Here is a 19541-nt window from a genome sequence, read left to right on the forward strand (position 1 = left end):
ATACTCACCGTGTAACGTTTCACGAAGCGCAGCAGATCGTGAACAGGTTCTCAGCGCCGCAGTAGCCGCCACAGGCCGAGGATGGGCAGCAGCCACTTCAGCCAGCGCCTGAGCCTGCCGTGACGCAGCAGCAACAGCGCGCTGCCGAGCAGGCCGCCGACGGCGGGCGTGCCGAACAGGCTCGCGCCCTCGCGCAGCAGCTGTGCCGGCTGGCGCCAGCGTTCGGCTTCCAGCGTCAGCTGCATGCGCAGCAATTCGCCTTTCAGCAGCAGCAACTGCTTGTGCTGTTCGCGTTGCGCCCGGGTCATGGCTGCTCCTTGCCGGACAGTGCCTGCCAGTCCTTGCGCAGTTCCTGCAGTGTGCAGGAGAACGCCGCCGGCGCGCGTTCCGCCCGACGCCGCAACGCCAGCAGCAGGCCGATGCCGCTGCCGGCCAGCAGCAGCGCGAGCACCCCCATCACCGTGGCGCGCCACGCCGCTGGCGTCACCAGCGCGACGAACAGCAGCAGCGCGACCAGCGCCGCCAGCAACAGCACCACCGCCAGCCCCGCCAGCATGGTCTGCAGCAGCAGGCGCTCCTGTTGTTCCTGCCACTCCAGCCGCGCGAGCTCCGCACGGCTGGACAGCAGCGCGCCCAGCCCGTGCAGCAGCGAGGCGAGACTGCCCGGACGCGGGCGCGGCGTGTCCGCCATCAGCGGCGCGAGACCAGCAGGCCGAGCAGGAAGGCGATGGCGGCGGCGATGCCGATCGCTTTCCACGGGTGTTCATGCACGTACTGGTCGGTCACCTTGGCCGCTGCCTTAGCCTTGGCCACCGTCAGTTTTTCCGCCTCCAGCAGCCGCTCCTTGGCCAGCTTCAGGTTGGCGCCGAGCTTGTTGCGCAGCTCCTGCGCCTTGGCGCCGCCTTCCTCGCCGGCACCGGCCAGCAGCTCCTCGGTGTGGTTGAGCACGCTGCGCACATCGGCCAGCAGTTGTTCTTTCTCGGCGTTAAGGATCTGATCGGGCATGACTACCTCCTTGGAAGAAGATCTCGACGTGGAAAACGCAAGTTCCGGCACCGTACGCGGGGGCGGCCGGTCTGGCCGGGCAGCCAGTGCATTGTCATGGCTGGTACGGTATGGGCCGTGCCGGCGGCAGAAGGTTCCGCACCGGCAGGTTTGAGCATAGACGTAAAAAAGCCTGCCCGATGACGGGCAGGCAAACGATTTATGCACGAAGAAGCAACAGAACCAAAGAACGAGGCGCCCGTCTCCACACGGGCGCCGGGGAATTACTTGGCGGCAGCCCAGGCGCGTGCGGTGTCCAGCATGCGGTTGGAGAAGCCCCACTCGTTGTCGTACCAGGACAGCACCTTCACCTGGCGGCCTTCGATCACGCGGGTCAGCGAGGCGTCGAACACGCTGGACGCCGGGTTGTGCATGAAGTCGATGGAAACCAGCGGCAGGGTGTTCACCGCCAGCACGCCCTTCAGCGCGCCATTGGCGGCGGCGGTGACGATCTCGTTTACCTCGGCGACGGTGGTGTCGCGGCTGGCGGTGAAGGTCAGGTCCACCAGCGACACGTTGGCGGTCGGCACGCGCACGGCGAAGCCGTCCAGCTTGCCTTTCAGTTCCGGCAGCACGAGGCCCACGGCGGCGGCGGCGCCGGTCTTGGTCGGGATCATCGACAGCGCGGCGGAACGGGCGCGGCGCAGGTCGCTGTGCTCGGTGTCCAGCAGCACCTGGTCGTTGGTGTAGGAGTGCACGGTGGTCATCAGGCCGTGGGCGACGCCGATGGTGTCGTTCAGCGGCTGCACCAGCGGTGCCAGGCAGTTGGTGGTGCAGCTGGCGTTGGACACGATGCTCATCTCGTTGCGCAGGGTGCCATGGTTGACGCCGTAGACGATGGTGGCGTCGGCGTCGTCGGCCGGCGCGGAAATCAGTACCTTCTTGGCACCGGCTTGCAGGTGCAGGCCGGCCTTGTCGCGCTTGGTGAAGATGCCGGTGCATTCCAGCACGATGTCCACGCCCAGCTCGCCCCACGGCAGTTCGGCCGGGTTGCGGACCGACAAGAGCTGGATCGCCTTGCCGTTCACCACCAGCTTGTCGCCGGCCAGTTCCACGCTGCCCGGGAACGGGCCGTGGATGGAGTCGTACTTGGTCAGGTGGGCGTGCAGTTCCGGGTTGCCCAGGTCGTTGATGGCAACGATCTCAATATCCTGCTCGGCGAAGCGTTCCTGCCAAGCGCGCAGAACCATGCGGCCGATACGGCCATAACCGTTGATTGCCAGTTTCAGTGCCATGATGACTCCTCGTTATGTGTTTGGCCGGACGCACTGTCGCGTCACGATGAATGGTATCGTTGCCGCAACGGGCGATGTACTCAACCGACTACATCGCTGTAAGGGGTGGATTACCAACACTTGCCGCAGGGGCTTGCCGGCGGCGGCAAGGTTGGCCGCACCGCCCGCCCGTGCCACAATCGCGGGACCGATTTTCTTCAAGTGATGCCTGCCATGTCCCTGCAACTGCAAGTCGTCCCGGTGACGCCGTTCCAGCAAAACTGTTCCGTGATCTGGTGCGACGTCACCCGCCGCGCCGCCGTGGTCGACGCCGGCGGCGATATCGACCGCATTCTGGCCTTCGTGCGCGAGCACGGGCTGACGGTGGAAAAACTGCTGCTCACCCACGGCCATATCGACCACGCCGGCGGCGCCCGCGCGCTGGCCGACGCGCTGGGGGTGCGGATCGAAGGCCCGCAGCGCGCGGAAAGCTTCTGGCTCGACCAGCTGCCAAGCCAGGGCACCATGTTCGGCTTCCCGCGCAGCGAGCCACTGACGCCGGAGCGCTGGCTGGAAGAGGGCGACACGGTGACGGTGGGCGAGGAAGTGCTGGACGTGCTGCACTGTCCCGGCCACACCCCGGGTCATGTGGTGTTTGTCAGTCATGCGGCCAACCTTTGCATCGTCGGCGACGTGCTGTTCCAGGGCAGCATCGGGCGCACTGACTTCCCGATGGGCAACCACCAGCAGCTGATCGAGGCCATCCGCGGCAAGCTGTTCGCGCTGCCGGACGACATGGTGGTGGTGCCGGGCCATGGTCCCTTTACCACTATAGGAGAGGAGCGGCGCAGCAACCCCTTCGTTGCCGACCGCCGCTACGGCTGATGGCGCCGGAGTTCGAGCACGCGGTGCTGCGTGCGCTGCGCGACATCCCGCCGGGCAGGGTCAGCACCTACGGCACGCTGGCGGCGCTGGCCGGCTACCCGCGCCACGCGCGTCATGTCGGCGCGCTGTTGGGGCGGCTGCCGGCGGAGCTGGCGCTGCCGTGGTTCCGCGTGGTCGGCAGCGGCGGGCGCATCGCGCGGCCGGGCAGCGAGAGTGCCGACTACCAGCGCCTGCTGCTGGAGCAGGACGGCATCGAACTGGACGGCAAGGGCCGCGTCGACCTGTTCCGCTACGGCTGGCCGCCGCAGCACTTCCTGCGCTGAAGCGGTGTGCGCGTCCGGCACTGGCGCGTCGCCCTGCGGGTAACGCCCCCTGTGCCGGCCTTGCGCGCTAGTGCGGAACATCACGCCCGCCGCGACAGCAGCGGCGCTTTTTTATGGCAAATGGTTCGTTTTTGGCGCCGAAAAGTTGCGGTTTGTGTAGCAACTATGTTAAAGACTAAGCTGTAATTTTCGTTTACGAACTTGCTGCCATGAGCCGATCACCCAGACACGACAAGATTTTGCAGCTGGTGCGCGAAAACGGCTTTATGCCGATTGAAGAGCTCGCCCGCTTGCTGGACGTTACCCCGCAGACCATCCGCCGCGACATCAACCAGCTGTGCGAGGCCAACCTGCTGCGCCGCTACCACGGTGGTGCCGCGCTGGGCAGCAGCGTGGAGAACGAGGACTACTTCGCGCGCAAGGGCAAGCTGCAGAGCGAAAAAGAGCACATCGCCGACATGATCGCGGAGAACATCCCCGACCATGCCTCGCTGTTCATGAGTATCGGCACCACCATCGAGGCGGTGGCGCAGGCGCTGACCACCACCCACAAGGGGCTGCGCGTGATCACCAACAACATCCACGTCGCCTCGATCATGTCCACCAATCCCGACTTCACGGTGATGATCACCTCCGGCGTGGTGCGCTCCTCCGACGGCGGCATTACCGGGGTGGCGACGCTGGACTTCATCAACCAGTTCAAGGTCGACTACGCGGTGATCGGGGTGTCGGGAATAGAGGCCGACGGCTCGCTGCTCGACTTCGACTACCGCGAAGTGCGCGTGGCGCAGGCGATGATGAACAACGCGCGTCACCGCTTCCTCGCCGCCGATCACAGCAAGTTCGGCCGCAACGCGCTGGTGCGCATGGGCCACATCAGCGAATTCAACGCCATCTTCACCGACGCGATGCCGCCGGAGAGCCTGAAGAAGCTGCTGGAAGACCACAGCGTGCGCATGTATCTGGCCGATCCGCTGTAAGGCGCCAGCCGGCAACGCATAGCAAACAGGGCACCCGCGGGTGCCCTGTTTGTTTGTGCAAGGTTGGCCGCAGGCTCAGGTCACCGCGCCGCGACGGTGGAATTGCGGCGCGTCCCAGCTACCGCTGTCGAGGATCCGTTTCAGGGTGTCGACCGCGTCCCAGATATCGGTGTAGCCGAGATAGAGCGGGGTGACGCCGAAGCGCAGCACTTCCGGCTCGCGGTAGTCGCCGATCACGCCGGCGGCGATCAGCGCCTGCATCACGGCAAAGCCGTGCGGGTGGCGGTAGCTGACGTGGCTGCCGCGCCGCGCATGATCGCGCGGGGTGATCAGCGTCAGCGGGTGCTCGCCGCAGCGCTGCTCCACCAGTTCGATGAACAGGTCGGTCAGCGCCAGCGACTTGCGCCGTACCGCGTCCATGTCCGCCTGCAGCGCGATGTCCAGCCCGCACTCCAGCAGCGCCAGCGACACGATGGGCTGCGTGCCGCACAGGAAGCGGCGGATGCCGCCGGCCGGCTGGTAGTCGCTGCCCATCTCGAACGGCCGCGCGTGGCCCCACCAGCCGGACAGCGGCTGCCAGAAGCGGTCCTGGTGGCGCGGCGCCACCCAGATGAAGGCCGGCGAGCCGGGGCCGCCGTTCAGGTACTTGTAGGTGCAGCCGACGGCAAAGTCGGCGTCGGCGGCATTCAGCGCCAGCGGCACCGCGCCGGCGGCGTGTGCCAGATCCCAGATCGTCAGCGCGCCGTGGCGGTGGGCGAGGGCGTTGGTCGCCGCCATGTCGTACATGGCACCGGTGCGGTAGTTCACGTGCGACAGCAGCAGCACGGCGACGTTGTCGTCCAGCGCCGCTTCCAGCGGCAGCGCCTCGTCGGTCAGGCGCAGCTCGTAGCCCTGCTGCAGCAGGTCGATCATGCCCTGGATCATGTACAGGTCGGTGGGGAAGTTGTCGCGTTCGGACACGATCACCCGCCGCGCCGGATGCGCCTGCTGCTGGATGCGCAGCGCGGCGGCCAGCGCCTTGAACAGGTTGAGCGAGGTGGTGTCGGTGACCACCACCTCGTCGGCGCCGGCGCCCAGCAGCGCCGCCAGCTTGTTGCCCAGCCGCGCTGGCAGCTCGAACCAGCCGGCGTCGTTCCAGCTGCGGATCAGGCCTTGCCCCCACTGCTCGGCGATCACCTGCTGGCTGCGCGCCAGCGCGCCCTGTGGCAGCACGCCCAGCGAATTGCCGTCCAGATAAATGGTGTCGGCGGGCAGCGCGAACTGCTGGCGGAAGCGGGCAAGCGGGTCCTGCTGGTCGGCCTGCAGGCAGTCGTTACGGCTAAGCATGGTTGGGCTCCTTGTGGACTAGGGTTGGCCGCAACGGTGCAGCCATGAACATAGCTTAGCAGCGTCGCCCGCCGGAAAAATTGCAAGTTCGCATTGTGAAAGTGCCTTGTTTCGCAGAATATTTACTTTTACGGTGATTAATTCGTGGAGTCTTGCAAATGCAACTGGACGCGATCGACTGGCGCATTCTGGCGGCGCTGCAGCACAACGGCCGGCTCAGCAACCAGGACCTCGCCGATCGGGTGGCGCTGTCGCCGTCGGCCTGCCTGCGCCGGGTGCGCGCGCTGGAAGAAACGGGCCTGATCCGCGGCTACCGCGCCGAGCTGGACGCGGCGCGGCTGGGTTTCGAGCTGGAGGCGATGGTGCAGGTGAGCCTGGACCGCAGCCGCGACGACTGGCACGACACCTTCCTGCAGCAGGTGCAGGCCTTCGACGAGGTCGCCGCCGCCTACATCGTCGCCGGACCGTGCAACTACATGCTGCACGTGCGCTGCGCCAATCTGGCGGCGTTTTCCGCCTTTGTCGTCGACAAGCTGAACAAGCTGCCGGGCATGCGCGACATCTGTTCCTACATCGTGATGCAGACCATCAAGGACCAGCGCGGCGTGCTGCCGCTGGCGGACAAGGCCACGCGCGGCGGCGTGTCGTGACAAAACCCACACCGCGGTGCGATGGCGCGGCGGGATGCGGGGCGCTGCTGGTATACTTTCCGGTTTCACCTACGATCCGGGGCGCACCTGTCCCGCAGAGCCAGCATGAACGTCTTTTACGAAGAAAGCGGCAGCTTCAAGGTGGGCAGCATCGTCTCCCGCAATGACGCCAGCCTGCAAGTCGACACCCAGCACGGCAAGCGCGCCAAGATCAAGGCCGCCAACGTGTTCCTGGAGTTTTCCAGCGCGCTGCAGGACTTCCTGCCCGCGGCCGAGGCGATTGCGGCCGACATCGACGTCGACTTTCTGTGGGAATGCTGCGGCGACGAGGAATTCGGCTTCGACACCCTGGCCGCCGACTACTTCGGCCACGCGCCGAACGCGTTCGAATCGGCCGCCATCCTGATCAAGCTGTACGCGGCGCCGATGTACTTCTACAAGAAGGCCAAGGGCCGCTTCAAGTCGGCACCGGAAGAGACGCTGAAGGCGGCGCTGGCTGGCATCGAGCGCAAGAAGCGCGAGCAGGAACAGGTCGATGCCTGGGCCGCCGAACTGGTGGCCGGCACGCTGCCGGACGCGATCCGCAGCCACCTGATGCCGCTGCTGTACCGCCCGGACAAGAACACCCTCGAGTTCAAGGCCTTCGACCAGGCCAGCCGTGCCAGCGGCCTGCCGCCGCTGCGCCTGGCGCACCACGTCGGCGGCATCCCGTCGGTGCCGGACTACCTGATGGCCGGCTTCCAGCTGGAGCACTTCCCGAAAGGGCTGGGCTTCGGCAACTACGCGCCGGCCACCGTGCCGGCCGACCTGCCGCTGTCCGACGTGGCCGCCTTCTCCATCGACGACGCCGCCACCACCGAGATCGACGACGCGCTGTCGGTGGTGTGGCTGGACAACGGCAACATCCGCGTCGGCATCCACATCGCGGCGCCGACGCTGGGCGTGGCGGTCGGCTCCGACATCGAGAAACTGGTGCACAACCGCCTGTCCACCGTCTACTTCCCCGGCGACAAGATCACCATGCTGCCGGACGACGTGGTGCAGCAGTTCACGCTGCAGGAAGGCCAGGCCTGCCCGGCACTAAGCCTGTACGTGGAGGTGGCGCCGGACTTCTCGCTGGTGGCGTTCGACAACCGCATCGAGCGCGTCAACATCGCGGCCAACCTGCGCCACGACCAGCTGGAACAGGTGTTCAACGAGGAAACGTTGGCCGCAGACGGCTTCGGCCCGGACTACGCGTTCAAGAAGGAACTGGTGTGGCTGTGGCAGTTCGCCAATGCGCGCGAGGCCTTCCGCGGCAAGACGCCGGACCCGAACCGCCCGCCGCAGGTCGACTACAACTTCAACGTGGTCGACGGCAAGGTGATCATCAGTGTGCGCAAGCGCGGCTCGCCGATGGACAAGCTGGTGTCCGAGCTGATGATCCTCGCCAACAGCGAGTGGGGGCGCATGCTGGCCGAGGCCGACATCCCGGCGATGTACCGCGCGCAGAGCATGGGCAAGGTGCGCATGACCACCCGTCCCGAGCCGCACATCGGCCTGGGCGTCGCGCAGTACGCGTGGAGCACCTCGCCGCTGCGCCGCGCGTCGGACTTCGTCAACCAGCGCCAGCTGGTGGCGATGATCCGCGGCGAGACGCCGCAATACCCGCAGGGCGACGCGATGCTGTTCGCGCTGCTGCGCGACTTCGACGCCGCCTACAGCGCCTACCTCGGCTTCCAGGACAAGATGGAGCACTTCTGGTGCCTGCGCTGGTTCAGCCAGGAAGGCATCAGCGAGCCGACCGCCAGCTACATCAAGGAAGACCTGGTGCGCATCGACGGCGTGCCGATGCGCCAGCGCATCCCCGGCCTGCCGGAGCTGGCCGCCGGCGACCGCATCAAGCTGCAGATCATCCGCATCGACGAGCTGATGCAGGAGATCGAGTTCCGCTTCATCGAGGTCGTCGAGCGCAAGCAGCAGCCAGCCGCAGCGGCAATCGAGCAACCGGCCTGAGTGTTGCGGCCAGGGTTGGCCGCACGCGACATGACAAGGCCCCGCCACGGCGGGGCCTTGTCATGTCTGCCGGTGTCGCCGTTCCGGACGGGGCCCACGGTTTGTGACAATTTCATGTCGCATTTTTATAACCATATAAAATATTCAATGGCATAGCATGTCGGCATCGCTCCGGCCTGCCGTCTGGCTGCCGGTCCAACACAAGCCTGGCGATGCACGCAAAGGAGAATTCATGCCGTTCCGTCGTACCCTGCTGGCCCTGAGCCTGGCCACCCTGTTGGGCACACAGCCCGCCCTGTCCGCCCCCGTGCTGGACGCCGTCGCCCCGGCGCGTACCGCCGCCGCCGCTCCCGCCGACAATGCCTGGGTAGAAATCGACAAGGCCGCCTTCGAAAACAATATCCGCCAGCTGCAAACCCGCCTCGCCGGCAAGTCGCAGATCTGCGCCGTGATGAAGGCCGACGCCTACGGCCACGGCATCGCGCTGCTGGTGCCGTCCGTCATCGCCACCGGCGTGCCGTGCATCGGCGTGGCCAGCAACGAAGAAGCGCGCATCGTGCGCGAAAAAGGTTTCAAGGGCCGCCTGATGCGCGTGCGTACCGCCACGCTGGACGAGATCCGCGGCGCGCTGCGCTACAACATGGAAGAGCTGGTCGGCAACCTGGCGCACGCCCGTGCCGCCGGCGCGCTGGCGCAGAAACAGGGCAAGACCCTGCGCATCCACCTGGGCCTGAACTCTTCGGGCATGAGCCGCAACGGGCTGGAAATGGCCACCGAGCAAGGCCGCCAGGACGCGCTGGCGCTGGTGAAACAACCCGGCCTGCAACTGGTGGGCATCATGACCCACTTTGCCGTAGAGGACGCCGACGACGTACGCAAAGGGTTGGCCGCATTCAAACAGCAAAGCCAGTGGCTGATCGACAACGCCGGCCTCGACCGCAGCAAGCTGACGCTGCACGCGGCCAACTCGTTCGCCACGCTGGAAGTACCGGAAAGCCACCTCGACATGGTTCGCCCCGGCGGCCTGCTGTACGGCGACACCATTCCCAGCTACACCGAATACCGCCGCGTGATGGCGTTCAAGACCCGGGTCGCCGCCGTCAACGCCTACCCGGCCGGCAATACCGTCGGTTACGACCGCACCTACACCCTCAAACGCGACAGCCTGCTGGCCAACCTGCCGCTGGGCTATTCCGACGGCTACCGCCGCGTGTTCACCAACAAGGGCTATGTACTGGTCAACGGCCAGCGCGCGCCGGTCGTGGGCAAGGTGTCGATGAACACCACCATGGTGGACGTCACCGACATCCCCGGCGTGAAACCGGGTGACGAAGTGGTGCTGTTCGGCAAACAGGGCAATGCTGAAATCACCCAGACCGAGATGGAAGACATCAACGGCGCGCTGCTGGCCGACCTGTACACGGTATGGGGCAACAGCAACCCGCGCCGGCTGAAGTAAACGCCGGCCCAAACGGCAGGCTACGGCAGGCGGCCACTACGTTACACTGGCGGCCTGCCCCGACTGCCTGCCCATCGCCATGACCCCACCTGCCCTGCTCCTGCACCGTTTTCACAGCCCGCTGGGGCCGATGTTTGTCTGCACCAGCGAACAGGGCGTATGCCTGCTGGAGTTTGCCGTCAGCCAGCGTAACGAGCGCGAATTTGCCGACCTGCAACGGCTGCTGGGCTGCCGCATCGTGGCCGGCGAAAACGACCACACGCGTCAGGCCGAGCGCGAAATCGGCGAGTATTTTGCCGGCAGCCGCCAGCGCTTCGACGTGGCGCTGCACCTGCCAGGCACGGCTTTCCAGCAGCAGGTGTGGCAGGCGCTGCAGACCATCCCCTACGGCGATACCGTCAGCTACCAGCAGCAGGCCGACCGCCTGGGCAACCCCGCCGCCATCCGCGCGGTGGCCGGCGCCAACGGCGCCAACCGGGTGTCCATCATCATGCCCTGCCACCGCGTGATTGGTAAGGACGGCAGCCTCACCGGCTACGGCGGCGGCCTGCAGCGCAAGGCCTGGCTGCTGCAGCACGAGCAGCGCGTGCGCTTCGGCGACGCGCAGCCGCAGCTGTTCTGATCCCGGTCTGCGGCCAACGTTGGCCGCAACAAAAAACGCCGCCCTGTGTGGGCGGCGTTTTGCATGGTTTGGCCGGTCTGGTTACCCGGATAAGGCGAAGCCGCATCCGGTGAGCGTCAGAAATCAGGCTCAGCCCGGCGGCAGGATGCCGTCGGCGCGGAACATGGTCTTGATGCCGCGGATCGCCTGGCGGATGCGGCTCTCGTTCTCGATCAGCGCAAAGCGCACGTACTCGTCGCCGTAGTCGCCAAAGCCGACCCCCGGCGACACCGACACCTTGGCCTTGTCCAACAGCAGGTTGGCAAACGCCAGCGAGCCCAGGCTGCGGTAGTGCTCGGGAATGCGCGCCCAGATGTACATCGACGCCTTGGGTAGGTCCACCTGCCAGCCTGCTTCCATCAGCCCCTTGTACAGCACGTCGCGGCGCTTCTGGTAGGTGGCGGCGATGTCCTTCACGCACTGCTGGTCGCCTTCCAGCGCGGCGATGGCCGCGATCTGCAGCGGGGTGAAGGTGCCGTAGTCGTGGTAACTCTTGATGCGCGCCAGCGCGGCGACCAGGTCCGGGTTGCCGACCATGAAGCCGATGCGCCAGCCGGCCATGTTGTAGCTCTTGGACAGCGTGAAGAACTCCACCGCGATGTCCTTGGCGCCCGGCACCTGCATGATGGACGGCGCCTTCCAGCCGTCGAACACGATGTCGGCGTAGGCGAGGTCGTGCACCACGAAGATGTCGTGCTTCTTCGCCAGCGCGATCACGCGCTCGAAGAAATCCAGCTCCACACACTGCGCGGTGGGGTTGGACGGGAAGCCGATCACGATCATCTTCGGCTTCGGGTAGCTGCCGCGGATCGCGTTTTCCAGCTCGGCAAAGAAGTCGATGCCCGGCGCCAGCGGCACGCTGCGGATCTGCGCGCCGGCGATCACCGCGCCGTAGATGTGGATCGGGTAGCTCGGGTCCGGCACCAGCACGGTGTCGCCGCGGTCCAGCGTGGCCAGCATCAGGTGCGCCAAGCCTTCCTTGGAGCCGATGGTGACGATGGCCTCGCTGTCCGGGTCGATGTCCACCTGGTAGCGCTCCTGGTACCAGCGGCTGATCGCGCGGCGCAGGCGCGGGATGCCCTTCGACGCCGAGTAGCCGTGGGTGTCCGGGCGCTGTGCGGCTTCGGTGAGCTTGGCCACGATGTGCGGCGGCGTGGCGCCGTCCGGGTTGCCCATGCTCATGTCGACGATATCGTCGCCACGACGGCGGGCGGCCATCTTGCGTTCGGCGGTGATGTTGAAAACGTAGGGGGGAAGACGATCGATGCGCGCAAAGCGGCGCTTGCCGGTAGACGACATGGGGAATCCTTCAACGTAAGCGCCCGGAACCGTCCGAGCGACGCTCCCCCGACACAGGGGAAGGGCCATCGTAAGCGGCCGGCATGGCGCTTGTCCAGTGTCGCGCCCGGCCTTGCGGCCAACGTTGGCCGCAGGGCGGGCGCGGCGGCTCCGTGACGGCTCAAGGGCGCCGGGGCAGGAAGTTCTCGGCCACCATGCAGCGCGCGCCGCCACCGCCTAGCTGCTCGATGGTGTCCAGCGGCGCCTGCGCCACCGTGCCGTGGGCGGTGAATATCGCCTGCTGCGCCGGGCTGAACGCGTGCCAGGCGCGCGACGACATCGCGAACACCGCGTTGCCGGCGGCGTCGGCCAGCTCGATCACGTTGCCGCAGAAGTTTTCCATCTGCGTGTAGTCGATGTCGATGAGCTGTTTGCCGTCGCGCTGCAGCTGCGCGCGCACCCGCTCGCGGGCGGCCGCCGGCCGGATGGCCTCCAGGCACACCACCGCCAGCCTGCTACCGACCGCCATCATCACGTTGGTGTGGTAGATGGCGGCGCCGCCGCGATCGACGGCGTCGAACAGCAGCGCCTGATACCCCAGCCGCGGCAGCAGCGCGGCCAGCACCTCGGGGTGGCTGCGCGAGGACCGGCAGACGTAGGCGAGACGATCGTCGTGGTCGAACACCATCGAACCGGTGCCCTCCAGGAACTTGCCCTCCGCCTCGAAGGCGCTGAGGTCGCACACTTCGCCGACGGCAAACTCTGCGCGGATGCGGGCGATCACGCTGTCGCGGCGTTCGCGGCGGCGGTTGGGCGCCTCCATCGGGTACAGGAACACGCGGCCGTCGGGGTGCATGCTGATCCAGTTGTTGGGGAAGATCGAATCCGGGGTGTTGCGCTCTGGCTCGTCGTCGATCGCCAGCACGCCGACGCCGGCGGCGCGCAATGCCGCCACGTAGCCGTCAAACTCGGCAACGGCGCGTGCCTGCGCCGTCGCGTTATCCGCGTCCGGCTGCTGGAAGCGGTTCGAGGCGCGGGTTTCCGGATTGGAAAAGAAATGGGCGGGGCGGATCATCACGATGTTGCGGGTGGTATGGGTCATGGCGGCGGGAAGCGGTCTGGTTCGGGTGTCGCTTATTCTCCGGTCGCGTGCCGCCAGACTGAAGTTGACAATCTGTCACTTTTCCGGCGAAAAACTGGCAGATTGATGTTTTGGGGTAGCGTTATGTCAATGAGTGATACAGATCGCCAGCTGATCGCGCTCTTGCGCGACAATGCGCGCATGTCGGTGACCGAGCTGGCGCAGCGGCTGCGGGTGTCGCGCGCCACGGTGCAGAACCGCATCGACAAGCTGGAGCAAAGCGGGGTGATCATCGGCTACACCGTGCGGCTGAAGCCGGAGGCAGAGGCGCACCGTATCCGCGCGTGGATGGGCATCGCGGTGGAAGGCAACAAGGCGCAGGCGGTGTTGCAGGCGCTGCGCGGCGAGCCGCACGTGTACGCGCTGCACTCCACCAACGGGCGCTGGGACATCGTCACCGAGCTGCGCGCCGACACGCTGGAGCAGTTCGACCGCGTGCTGGGTCGCATCCGGCTGATCCCCGGTATCGCCGCCACCGAGACCAGCATCTTGTTGTCGACACACAAGGTGTAAGAACCTGTTCAATGTCTGCTGCGACTGATCTCAATGGGGCGATACGGCGTTAAAAACGCCTTCGGAATGCTCATTTACTGCTTGTAAATTCCGCTTCCTCAGTCGTTTTTGCCTTGTCTCGCTCTAGCTCACGAGATCTTGAACAGGTTCTAACGCGGCCTGCGGCCAACGTTGGCCGCAGGCCGCCAGACCAGAACAGAAGAAACAGAAAGGAACAATCATGCCGCCACGCACGCTGGCCGAACTGGACGCCCTGCGCGCCGAATGCAAGGCGATGGTGACCCGCCGCGCCGGCCTTTCCGCCGGTGCCGCGGTGCTGCCGGTGCCGGGGCTGGACATCGGTGCCGATGTCAGCCTGCTGCTGGAAATGATCCCGGCCATCAACCGCAAGTTCGGCCTCAGCCCGGAGCAGATCGAGGCGCTCGATCCGCAGCTGAAGAAGATCATGCTGGTGGCCATCACCAGCATCGGCAGCGAGCTGATCGGCAAGCTGGTGACGCGGCCGCTGCTGCTGAAGCTGCTGCAGCGGGTCGGGCTGCGGCTGGCGACCAAGTCGGCGGCGAAGTTCGTGCCGCTGTTGGGGCAGGCGCTGGCGGCGTCGGTCAGCTTTGGCGCGATGAAGCTGATCGGCAACGCGCACGTGGACGACTGCTACGAAGTCGCCAAAAAGGTGCTGCAGGCGCGCGAGGCGCCGGCCGCCTGAGACGCCGTCACGCGTTGCGGCCAAGGTTGGCCGCACGGCGCCGGGCGGTACTTTTGATGGCTGCGGGCGCATGAAAAAACGGCCGTGACGGCCGTTTTTTGCGGGGTGTAGCGGTGCCGGCTCAGGCGACTTCGTGGCCGTGCGCCGCCTGCAGCAGCGCGAACCAGTCCTCGCGCGCCAGCGTCAGCCGGCAGGCGGCGGCCGCCTCGTCCAGTGCGGCCAGCTTGCGCGAGCCAATAATCGGCAGCGGCCGGCACGGGTGGCGCATGAGCCAGGCCAGCGCGAGGGTGGCGGGTGTGACCGCGTAGCGCGTGGCCAGCCGTGCCAGTTCGGCCGCCAGCGCCGGCTTGGCCGCAGCGTCGAACAGGCGGCCACCGGCCAGCGGCGACCACAGCATCGGCCGCACGCCGGCTTGCTGGCACTGGTCGAAGGTGCCGTCGATGAGCGGCGCCGTATGCAGCAGCGAGGCCTCGACCTGGTTGGTGACCAGCCTGGTGCGCGACGCCAGCAGCGCGTACTGCGCCGGCGTGAAGTTGGACACGCCGAAGTGCAGTACCTTGCCGGCCTGGCGCAGGCGCGCGAAGGTCTCCGCCACCTCGTCGGCATCCAGCAGCGGGTCCGGGCGGTGGATCAGCAGCAGGTCCAGGTGGTCGCTGCCCAGATGCTGCAGCGAGGCGTGCACGCTGGCGGTGATGTGCGCGGCGCTGGTGTCGTAATGTTTCACCCGCCAGCCGCGCGCCGCATCCGGCGGCTTGATGCCGCACTTGCTGACCAGCTGGATGGCGTCGCGCCGCGACGGGTTGGCCTTCAGCCAGCGCCCGAACAGCGCCTCGCAGCGAAAGCCGCCGTACAGGTCGGCATGGTCGAAGGTGGTGATGCCCAGCGCGATGGCGTGCTCCACCCACGCCGCCAGCGCCGCATCGTCGAAGCCCCATTCGTGCAGGCGCCACACGCCGGCCGCCACCGGTGACAGCAGCGGCCCGTCCGCGGCCAACCCTTGCAAGGTCAGCCGGCTCATTACACGATCCTCGCCTCGGTTTTCGGGTCGAACAGCACCGCCTTGGACACGTCGAACACCAGTTCCATGCTCTCGCCCGGATACTTGGCCTCGGTCGGGTGGGTGCGGCAGCACACCTTGGTGTTGTTCAGCGACACGAAGACCAGCGTGTCCGGGCCGGTCGGCTCGATCACGTCGATGTGGCAGGCCATCACCGGCAGGCCGTCGCGGTAGGCGGTGCGCGCGTCGGTGATCTGTTCCGGGCGGATGCCGAAGATCACTTCCTTGCCCACCCACTGCGCGAGCCTGGCCTTGTCGTGCGGCAGCGGCAGCACCACGCAGCCGTTGTCGTCGCAGATCTTGACGCCGATGTCGCTGCCGGACTGCACCACGGTGGCCGGGATGAAGTTCATCGACGGCGAGCCGATGAAGCCGGCGACGAACAGGTTGGCCGGGTTGTCGTAGATGTCCTGCGGGCTGCCGAACTGCTGCACGATGCCGTCCTTCATCACCGCGATCTTGTCGCCCAGCGTCATCGCCTCGATCTGGTCATGCGTCACGTAGACGATGGTCGATTTCAGGCGCTGGTGCATCAGCTTGATCTCGGTGCGCATCTCCACGCGCAGCTTGGCGTCGAGGTTGGACAGCGGCTCGTCGAACAGGAAAATGGCCGGGTTGCGCGCCAGCGCGCGCCCCATCGCCACCCGCTGGCGCTGTCCGCCGGACATCTGCCCCGGCTTGCGTTCCAGCAGGTGGGTGATCTGCAGCATCTCGGCCACGCGCTTGACGGTGGCGTCGATGTCGGCCTTGGGCGTCTTGCGGATTTCCAGGCCGAAGCTGATGTTCTCGCGCACCGTCATCGACGGGTACAGCGCGTAGCTCTGGAACACCATCGCGATGTCGCGGTCCTTGGGCGACAGCTCGTTCACGCGCTTGTTGCCGATGGCGATGTCGCCGCTGGAGATGTCGTCCAGCCCGGCGATCATGTTCAAGAGCGTCGATTTGCCGCAGCCGGAGGGGCCGACCAGGATCAGGAACTCGCCGTCCTCGATGGCGATATTGATGCCCTTGAGCACGTCGGTGCCGTTGGCGTAGGTCTTGCACACGTTATTGATGGAAAGCGCTGCCATTTCTTAACCTTTCACGGCACCGGCTGTCAGGCCGCGCACGAAGTAGCGGCCGGCAACCATGTAAACGAACAGGGTAGGCAGCGCGGCGATGATCGCCGCGGCCATGTCCACGTTGTATTCCTTCACCCCGGTGGAGGTGTTGACCAGATTGTTCAGCGCCACCGTGATCGGTTGCGATTCGCCGGAGGCGAACACCACGCCGAACAGGAAGTCGTTCCAGATCTGGGTGAACTGCCAGATGATGCAGACCACGAAGATCGGGCCGGAGATCGGCAGCAGGATGCGGAAGAAGATGGTCCAGAAGCCGGCGCCGTCGATGCGCGCCGCCTTCACCAGCTCGTCTGGCACCGTGATGTAGAAGTTGCGGAAGAACAGGGTGGTGAACGCGGTGCCGTACACCACGTGCACCAGCACCAGCCCGGCGGTGGTGTTGGCGAGGCCGAGGTAGCCCAGCAGCTGCGCCATCGGCAGCAGCACCACCTGGAACGGGATGAAGCAGCCGACCAGCAGCATGGTGAACAGTGCGTCGGAACCGCGGAAGCGCCACATCGACACCACGTAGCCGTTGACGGCGCCGAGCAGGGTCGAGATCGCCACTGCCGGCAGCGTCATCTTGATCGAGTTCCAGAAGAAGCCCTGCATGCCGTTGCATTCCACGCCGGTGCAGGCCGTGGCCCAGGCCTTGCCCCAGGCGCCGCCCTGCCACGCTTGCGGCAGCGCCAGCATGTTGCCCTCGCGGATGTCGTCCAGCGACTTGAACGAGGTGGTCAGCATCACGTACAGCGGCAACAGGTAGTAGATGGCCATCAGGAGCAGCGCGGCGTAGACCAGCGCGCGGCCAACGGTAAGATTCTTAAACACGTTTGGCACTCCTTGTTTCCATATACATCAGCGGTACCAGCACGGCGACGATGGTGAACAGCATCATCATCGCGGAGGCGGCACCCACCCCCAGCTGGCCACGGGTAAAGGCGAACTGGTACATGAAGATCGCCGGCACGTCGGACGAATTGCCCGGGCCGCCGCCGGTCAGCGCCATCACCAGGTCGAAGCTCTTGATGGCGATGTGCGACAGGATCAGCAGCACGCTGAAGAACACCGGACGCAGACTGGGGATCAGGATGCGGCGGTAGATGGTCGGCAGCGAGGCGCCATCCACCTGCGCCGCCTTGATGATGGAGTCGTCGATGCCACGCAGGCCGGCGAGGAACAGCGCCATCACGAAGCCGGAGCTCTGCCACACGCCGGCGATGACCACGGTGTAGATCGCCATGTCGGGATTGACCAGCCAGTCGAAGGTGAAGTCGGTGAAGCCGAGGTCGACCACCACCTTTTGCAGGCCCATGTCGGGGTTGAGCATCCACTTCCAGGCGGTGCCGGTGACCACGAAGGACAGCGCCATCGGGTACAGGTAGACGGTACGCAGCGCGCCTTCGGCGCGGATTTTCTGGTCCAGCAGCACCGCCATCAGCAGGCCGACCAGCAGGCAGAACAGGATGAACAGGCCGCCGAAGATGCCAAGGTTGGCCGCAGCGGTCCACCAGCGCTCGTTTTCGAACAGCGCCTGGTATTGCACGACACCGGCCCACTCGTAGCGCGGCATCAGGCGGGACTCGGTAAACGAGAGCCAGCCAGTCCAGGCGATGAAGCCGTAGACGAAGATCAGGCTGGCCGCCAGCGTTGGCGACAGCACCAGCTTGGGTAGCCAGCGGTCGGCCAGCGCGCCGAGGCGGCCTTGGGATGAAGATCCGGACATGATGATTCCTTGCTGTCTCGGTACAAAAACACGGTGGCCGCTCCGCCCGCCCGGGGCGGACCGGTCAGACCGGCGGCAGCTTGCCGCCGGTACCGCGGATCACACGCTGCTTAGCGCACGGCGCCGGCACGGGCCAGACGTTCGGTGGCCTGTTGCGCGGTCATGTTCGAGTTCATGAACTGCGAGATCACGTCCACCATCGCGCCTTCGGTGGCGGACGGCATCGCCATCTTGTGGGCGAAGCTCGGCACCAGCTTGCCACCCTTGGAGGCGGCGCTCATGTCGAAGCTGGACTTCTTCGCGCAGTCGTCGAACTTGGCCATCGGCGTGTCGAGACGGGCAGGGATCGAGCCCTTGTTGAGGTTGAACACTTCCTGGAATGCCGGGCTCATCACGGTGGCGGCCAGCTTGGCCTGGGCCTGCACCGCGGCCGGGTTTTTCTGCTGGAACATCGCCAGGCTGTCGATGTTGAAGGTGAACGCGTTCTGGGTGCCCGGTGCATCTGTGCAGATGAAGTCCTTGCCCGGTACCTTGCCGGCGGCGGTGAATTCACCCTTCGCCCAGTCGCCCATGAACTGCATGCCGGCCTTGCCGTTGATCACCATGGCGGTGGCCAGGTTCCAGTCGCGGCCGGCGGCGCCCTTGTCGATGTAGGTCTTCACCTTGCCCAGGGTCTCGAACACCTTGACGGTGGTCGGGCCGGCGAGGGTGGCCTTGTCCAGCTTCACGAACGCCTTGTTGTAGTAGTCGGCACCGCCCACGCCCAGCGCCACCGATTCGAACAGGGTGGCGTCCTGCCACGGCTGGCCGCCGTGGGCGATAGGCTGGATGCCGGCCTTCTTCAGCTTGTCGGCGGCGACAAAGAATTCCGGCCAGGTCTTCGGTACGGTGGCGCCGGCCTTCTTGAACGCTTCCGGGTTGGCCCACAGCCAGTTCACGCGGTGCACGTTGACCGGCGCGGCCACGTACTTGCCCTTGTACTTCATCACGCGGCTGACCACCGGCGGCAGCTGCTTGTCCCAGTTGCCAGCGCGGGCCACTGCGTCGATGTCGGCCAACACGCCTTCGGCGCCCCACTCCTGGATTGCCGGGCCCTTGATCTGGGCGGCGGTCGGCGGGTTGCCGGATACCACGCGCGTCTTCAGCGCGGTCATCGCGTTGTCACCGCCGCCACCGGCGACGGCAAAATCCTTCCACGTCACGCCCTGGGCGCTCATCATCTTCTTCAGTTCGGCGACGGATTTGGCTTCGCCACCGGAGGTCCACCAGTGCAGGACTTCCACGTCGGCGGCCTGGGCGGCAACAGGGAACAGGCTGGCTGCCAGCACGGCCGCGCTCAGACGTTTCAGTTTCATAACTCTCTCCTTCTGTAGTTGTGATGTCCGCAGGGATTTTTTTGTGATGCGGATGATCGTGTCCCGGCGGCAGCACTCCCAAAACGGGGCGGCGCACAGGATTGACTGCACTATAGCGGGGACTTAGTAAG

21 protein-coding genes are annotated in these 19541 nt (G+C 66.1%); 9 read left to right on the forward strand and 12 right to left on the reverse strand.

All coding sequences use genetic code 11. The features are described from left to right. Nucleotides 1-50: 50 nt before the first annotated feature. The 4 genes from PQU96_RS03655 to gap form a co-directional block, all read right to left on the reverse strand. Nucleotides 51-308, reverse strand: a complete 258-nt coding sequence (locus tag PQU96_RS03655) for a hypothetical protein (RefSeq protein ID WP_272770894.1) — start codon at nt 306-308, stop codon at nt 51-53. After that, nucleotides 305-691, reverse strand: coding sequence for a phage holin family protein (locus tag PQU96_RS03660; RefSeq protein ID WP_272770895.1), 387 nt, complete (start codon nt 689-691; stop codon nt 305-307). The genes PQU96_RS03655 and PQU96_RS03660 overlap by 4 nt, the downstream gene beginning before the upstream one ends. Further along, complete coding sequence (locus tag PQU96_RS03665) at nt 691-1005, reverse strand: ElaB/YgaM/YqjD family protein (protein WP_272770896.1); 315 nt, start codon at nt 1003-1005, stop codon at nt 691-693. Before PQU96_RS03665 ends, PQU96_RS03660 begins: the two co-directional genes overlap by 1 nt. A 263-nt stretch (nt 1006-1268) precedes the next feature. After that, a complete protein-coding gene (gene gap / locus PQU96_RS03670) occupies nt 1269-2279 on the reverse strand; it encodes a type I glyceraldehyde-3-phosphate dehydrogenase (RefSeq protein ID WP_272770897.1) in 1011 nt (336 codons plus the stop codon). Nucleotides 2280-2492: 213 nt separating this feature from the next. On the opposite strand from gap, the gene PQU96_RS03675 reads away from it, so the two are divergent. The 3 genes from PQU96_RS03675 to PQU96_RS03685 all read left to right on the forward strand — a co-directional run bounded on the left by PQU96_RS03675 (nt 2493) and on the right by PQU96_RS03685 (nt 4446). Further along, complete coding sequence (locus PQU96_RS03675) at nt 2493-3143, forward strand: MBL fold metallo-hydrolase (protein WP_272770898.1); 651 nt, start codon at nt 2493-2495, stop codon at nt 3141-3143. Continuing rightward, nucleotides 3143-3466, forward strand: a complete 324-nt coding sequence (locus PQU96_RS03680; protein ID WP_272770899.1) for an MGMT family protein — start codon at nt 3143-3145, stop codon at nt 3464-3466. Before PQU96_RS03675 ends, PQU96_RS03680 begins: the two co-directional genes overlap by 1 nt. Before the next feature lie 209 nt (nt 3467-3675). Then, nucleotides 3676-4446 (forward strand): DeoR/GlpR family DNA-binding transcription regulator, encoded by a 771-nt coding sequence (locus PQU96_RS03685; RefSeq protein ID WP_272770900.1) that lies wholly within the window; start codon nt 3676-3678, stop codon nt 4444-4446. Between the two features lie 75 nt (nt 4447-4521). On the opposite strand, the gene kynU is transcribed toward PQU96_RS03685, so the two are convergent. Next, a complete protein-coding gene (gene kynU, locus PQU96_RS03690) occupies nt 4522-5772 on the reverse strand; it encodes a kynureninase (RefSeq protein WP_272770901.1) in 1251 nt (416 codons plus the stop codon). Nucleotides 5773-5930: 158 nt separating this feature from the next. Between kynU and PQU96_RS03695 the strand changes: the two genes are divergently transcribed. The 4 genes from PQU96_RS03695 to PQU96_RS03710 all read left to right on the forward strand — a co-directional run bounded on the left by PQU96_RS03695 (nt 5931) and on the right by PQU96_RS03710 (nt 10498). After that, a complete protein-coding gene (locus PQU96_RS03695; RefSeq protein ID WP_272770902.1) occupies nt 5931-6422 on the forward strand; it encodes an Lrp/AsnC family transcriptional regulator in 492 nt (163 codons plus the stop codon). 105 nt (nt 6423-6527) lie between these two features. Beyond that, the gene (locus PQU96_RS03700) at nt 6528-8417 is read left to right on the forward strand and encodes a ribonuclease catalytic domain-containing protein (RefSeq protein ID WP_272770903.1); all 1890 of its coding nucleotides are present in this window, start codon (nt 6528-6530) and stop codon (nt 8415-8417) included. A gap of 232 nt (nt 8418-8649) precedes the next feature. After that, nucleotides 8650-9876, forward strand: coding sequence for an alanine racemase (gene alr, locus PQU96_RS03705; protein ID WP_272770904.1), 1227 nt, complete (start codon nt 8650-8652; stop codon nt 9874-9876). Nucleotides 9877-9955: 79 nt separating this feature from the next. Continuing rightward, nucleotides 9956-10498: a methylated-DNA--[protein]-cysteine S-methyltransferase gene (locus PQU96_RS03710; protein ID WP_272770905.1), complete on the forward strand. Its 543-nt coding sequence runs from the start codon at nt 9956-9958 to the stop codon at nt 10496-10498. Between the two features lie 129 nt (nt 10499-10627). On the opposite strand, the gene alaC is transcribed toward PQU96_RS03710, so the two are convergent. Together alaC and ctlX are read right to left on the reverse strand one after the other, a co-directional pair. Beyond that, nucleotides 10628-11836: an alanine transaminase gene (gene alaC, locus PQU96_RS03715; RefSeq protein WP_272770906.1), complete on the reverse strand. Its 1209-nt coding sequence runs from the start codon at nt 11834-11836 to the stop codon at nt 10628-10630. Nucleotides 11837-11996: 160 nt separating this feature from the next. Further along, on the reverse strand, nt 11997-12917 hold the full coding sequence (ctlX, locus tag PQU96_RS03720) for a citrulline utilization hydrolase CtlX (RefSeq protein ID WP_272770907.1): 921 nt from the start codon (nt 12915-12917) through the stop codon (nt 11997-11999). Nucleotides 12918-13046: 129 nt separating this feature from the next. Here ctlX and PQU96_RS03725 point away from each other — a divergent pair, with 129 nt between their 5' ends. Together PQU96_RS03725 and PQU96_RS03730 are read left to right on the forward strand one after the other, a co-directional pair. Then, the gene (locus tag PQU96_RS03725) at nt 13047-13469 is read left to right on the forward strand and encodes an Lrp/AsnC family transcriptional regulator (protein WP_272770908.1); all 423 of its coding nucleotides are present in this window, start codon (nt 13047-13049) and stop codon (nt 13467-13469) included. A 220-nt stretch (nt 13470-13689) separates the two neighbouring features. After that, complete coding sequence (locus PQU96_RS03730) at nt 13690-14172, forward strand: hypothetical protein (RefSeq protein WP_272770909.1); 483 nt, start codon at nt 13690-13692, stop codon at nt 14170-14172. 121 nt (nt 14173-14293) lie between these two features. On the opposite strand, the gene PQU96_RS03735 is transcribed toward PQU96_RS03730, so the two are convergent. The 5 genes from PQU96_RS03735 to PQU96_RS03755 all read right to left on the reverse strand — a co-directional run bounded on the left by PQU96_RS03735 (nt 14294) and on the right by PQU96_RS03755 (nt 19410). After that, nucleotides 14294-15190 (reverse strand): aldo/keto reductase, encoded by an 897-nt coding sequence (locus tag PQU96_RS03735; RefSeq protein ID WP_272770910.1) that lies wholly within the window; start codon nt 15188-15190, stop codon nt 14294-14296. Then, a complete protein-coding gene (locus PQU96_RS03740) occupies nt 15190-16299 on the reverse strand; it encodes an ABC transporter ATP-binding protein (protein WP_272770911.1) in 1110 nt (369 codons plus the stop codon). The genes PQU96_RS03735 and PQU96_RS03740 overlap by 1 nt, the downstream gene beginning before the upstream one ends. 3 nt (nt 16300-16302) lie before the next feature. After that, a complete protein-coding gene (locus PQU96_RS03745) occupies nt 16303-17160 on the reverse strand; it encodes a carbohydrate ABC transporter permease (protein WP_272770912.1) in 858 nt (285 codons plus the stop codon). Continuing rightward, nucleotides 17153-18055, reverse strand: coding sequence for a carbohydrate ABC transporter permease (locus PQU96_RS03750; protein WP_272770913.1), 903 nt, complete (start codon nt 18053-18055; stop codon nt 17153-17155). The genes PQU96_RS03745 and PQU96_RS03750 overlap by 8 nt, the downstream gene beginning before the upstream one ends. A gap of 110 nt (nt 18056-18165) precedes the next feature. Beyond that, on the reverse strand, nt 18166-19410 hold the full coding sequence (locus PQU96_RS03755) for an ABC transporter substrate-binding protein (protein WP_272770914.1): 1245 nt from the start codon (nt 19408-19410) through the stop codon (nt 18166-18168). Nucleotides 19411-19541: the final 131 nt, after the last annotated feature.

The organism is Vogesella margarita (assembly GCF_028548475.1).
In the GTDB taxonomy this organism is placed as follows: Bacteria; Pseudomonadota; Gammaproteobacteria; order Burkholderiales; family Chromobacteriaceae; genus Vogesella; species Vogesella margarita.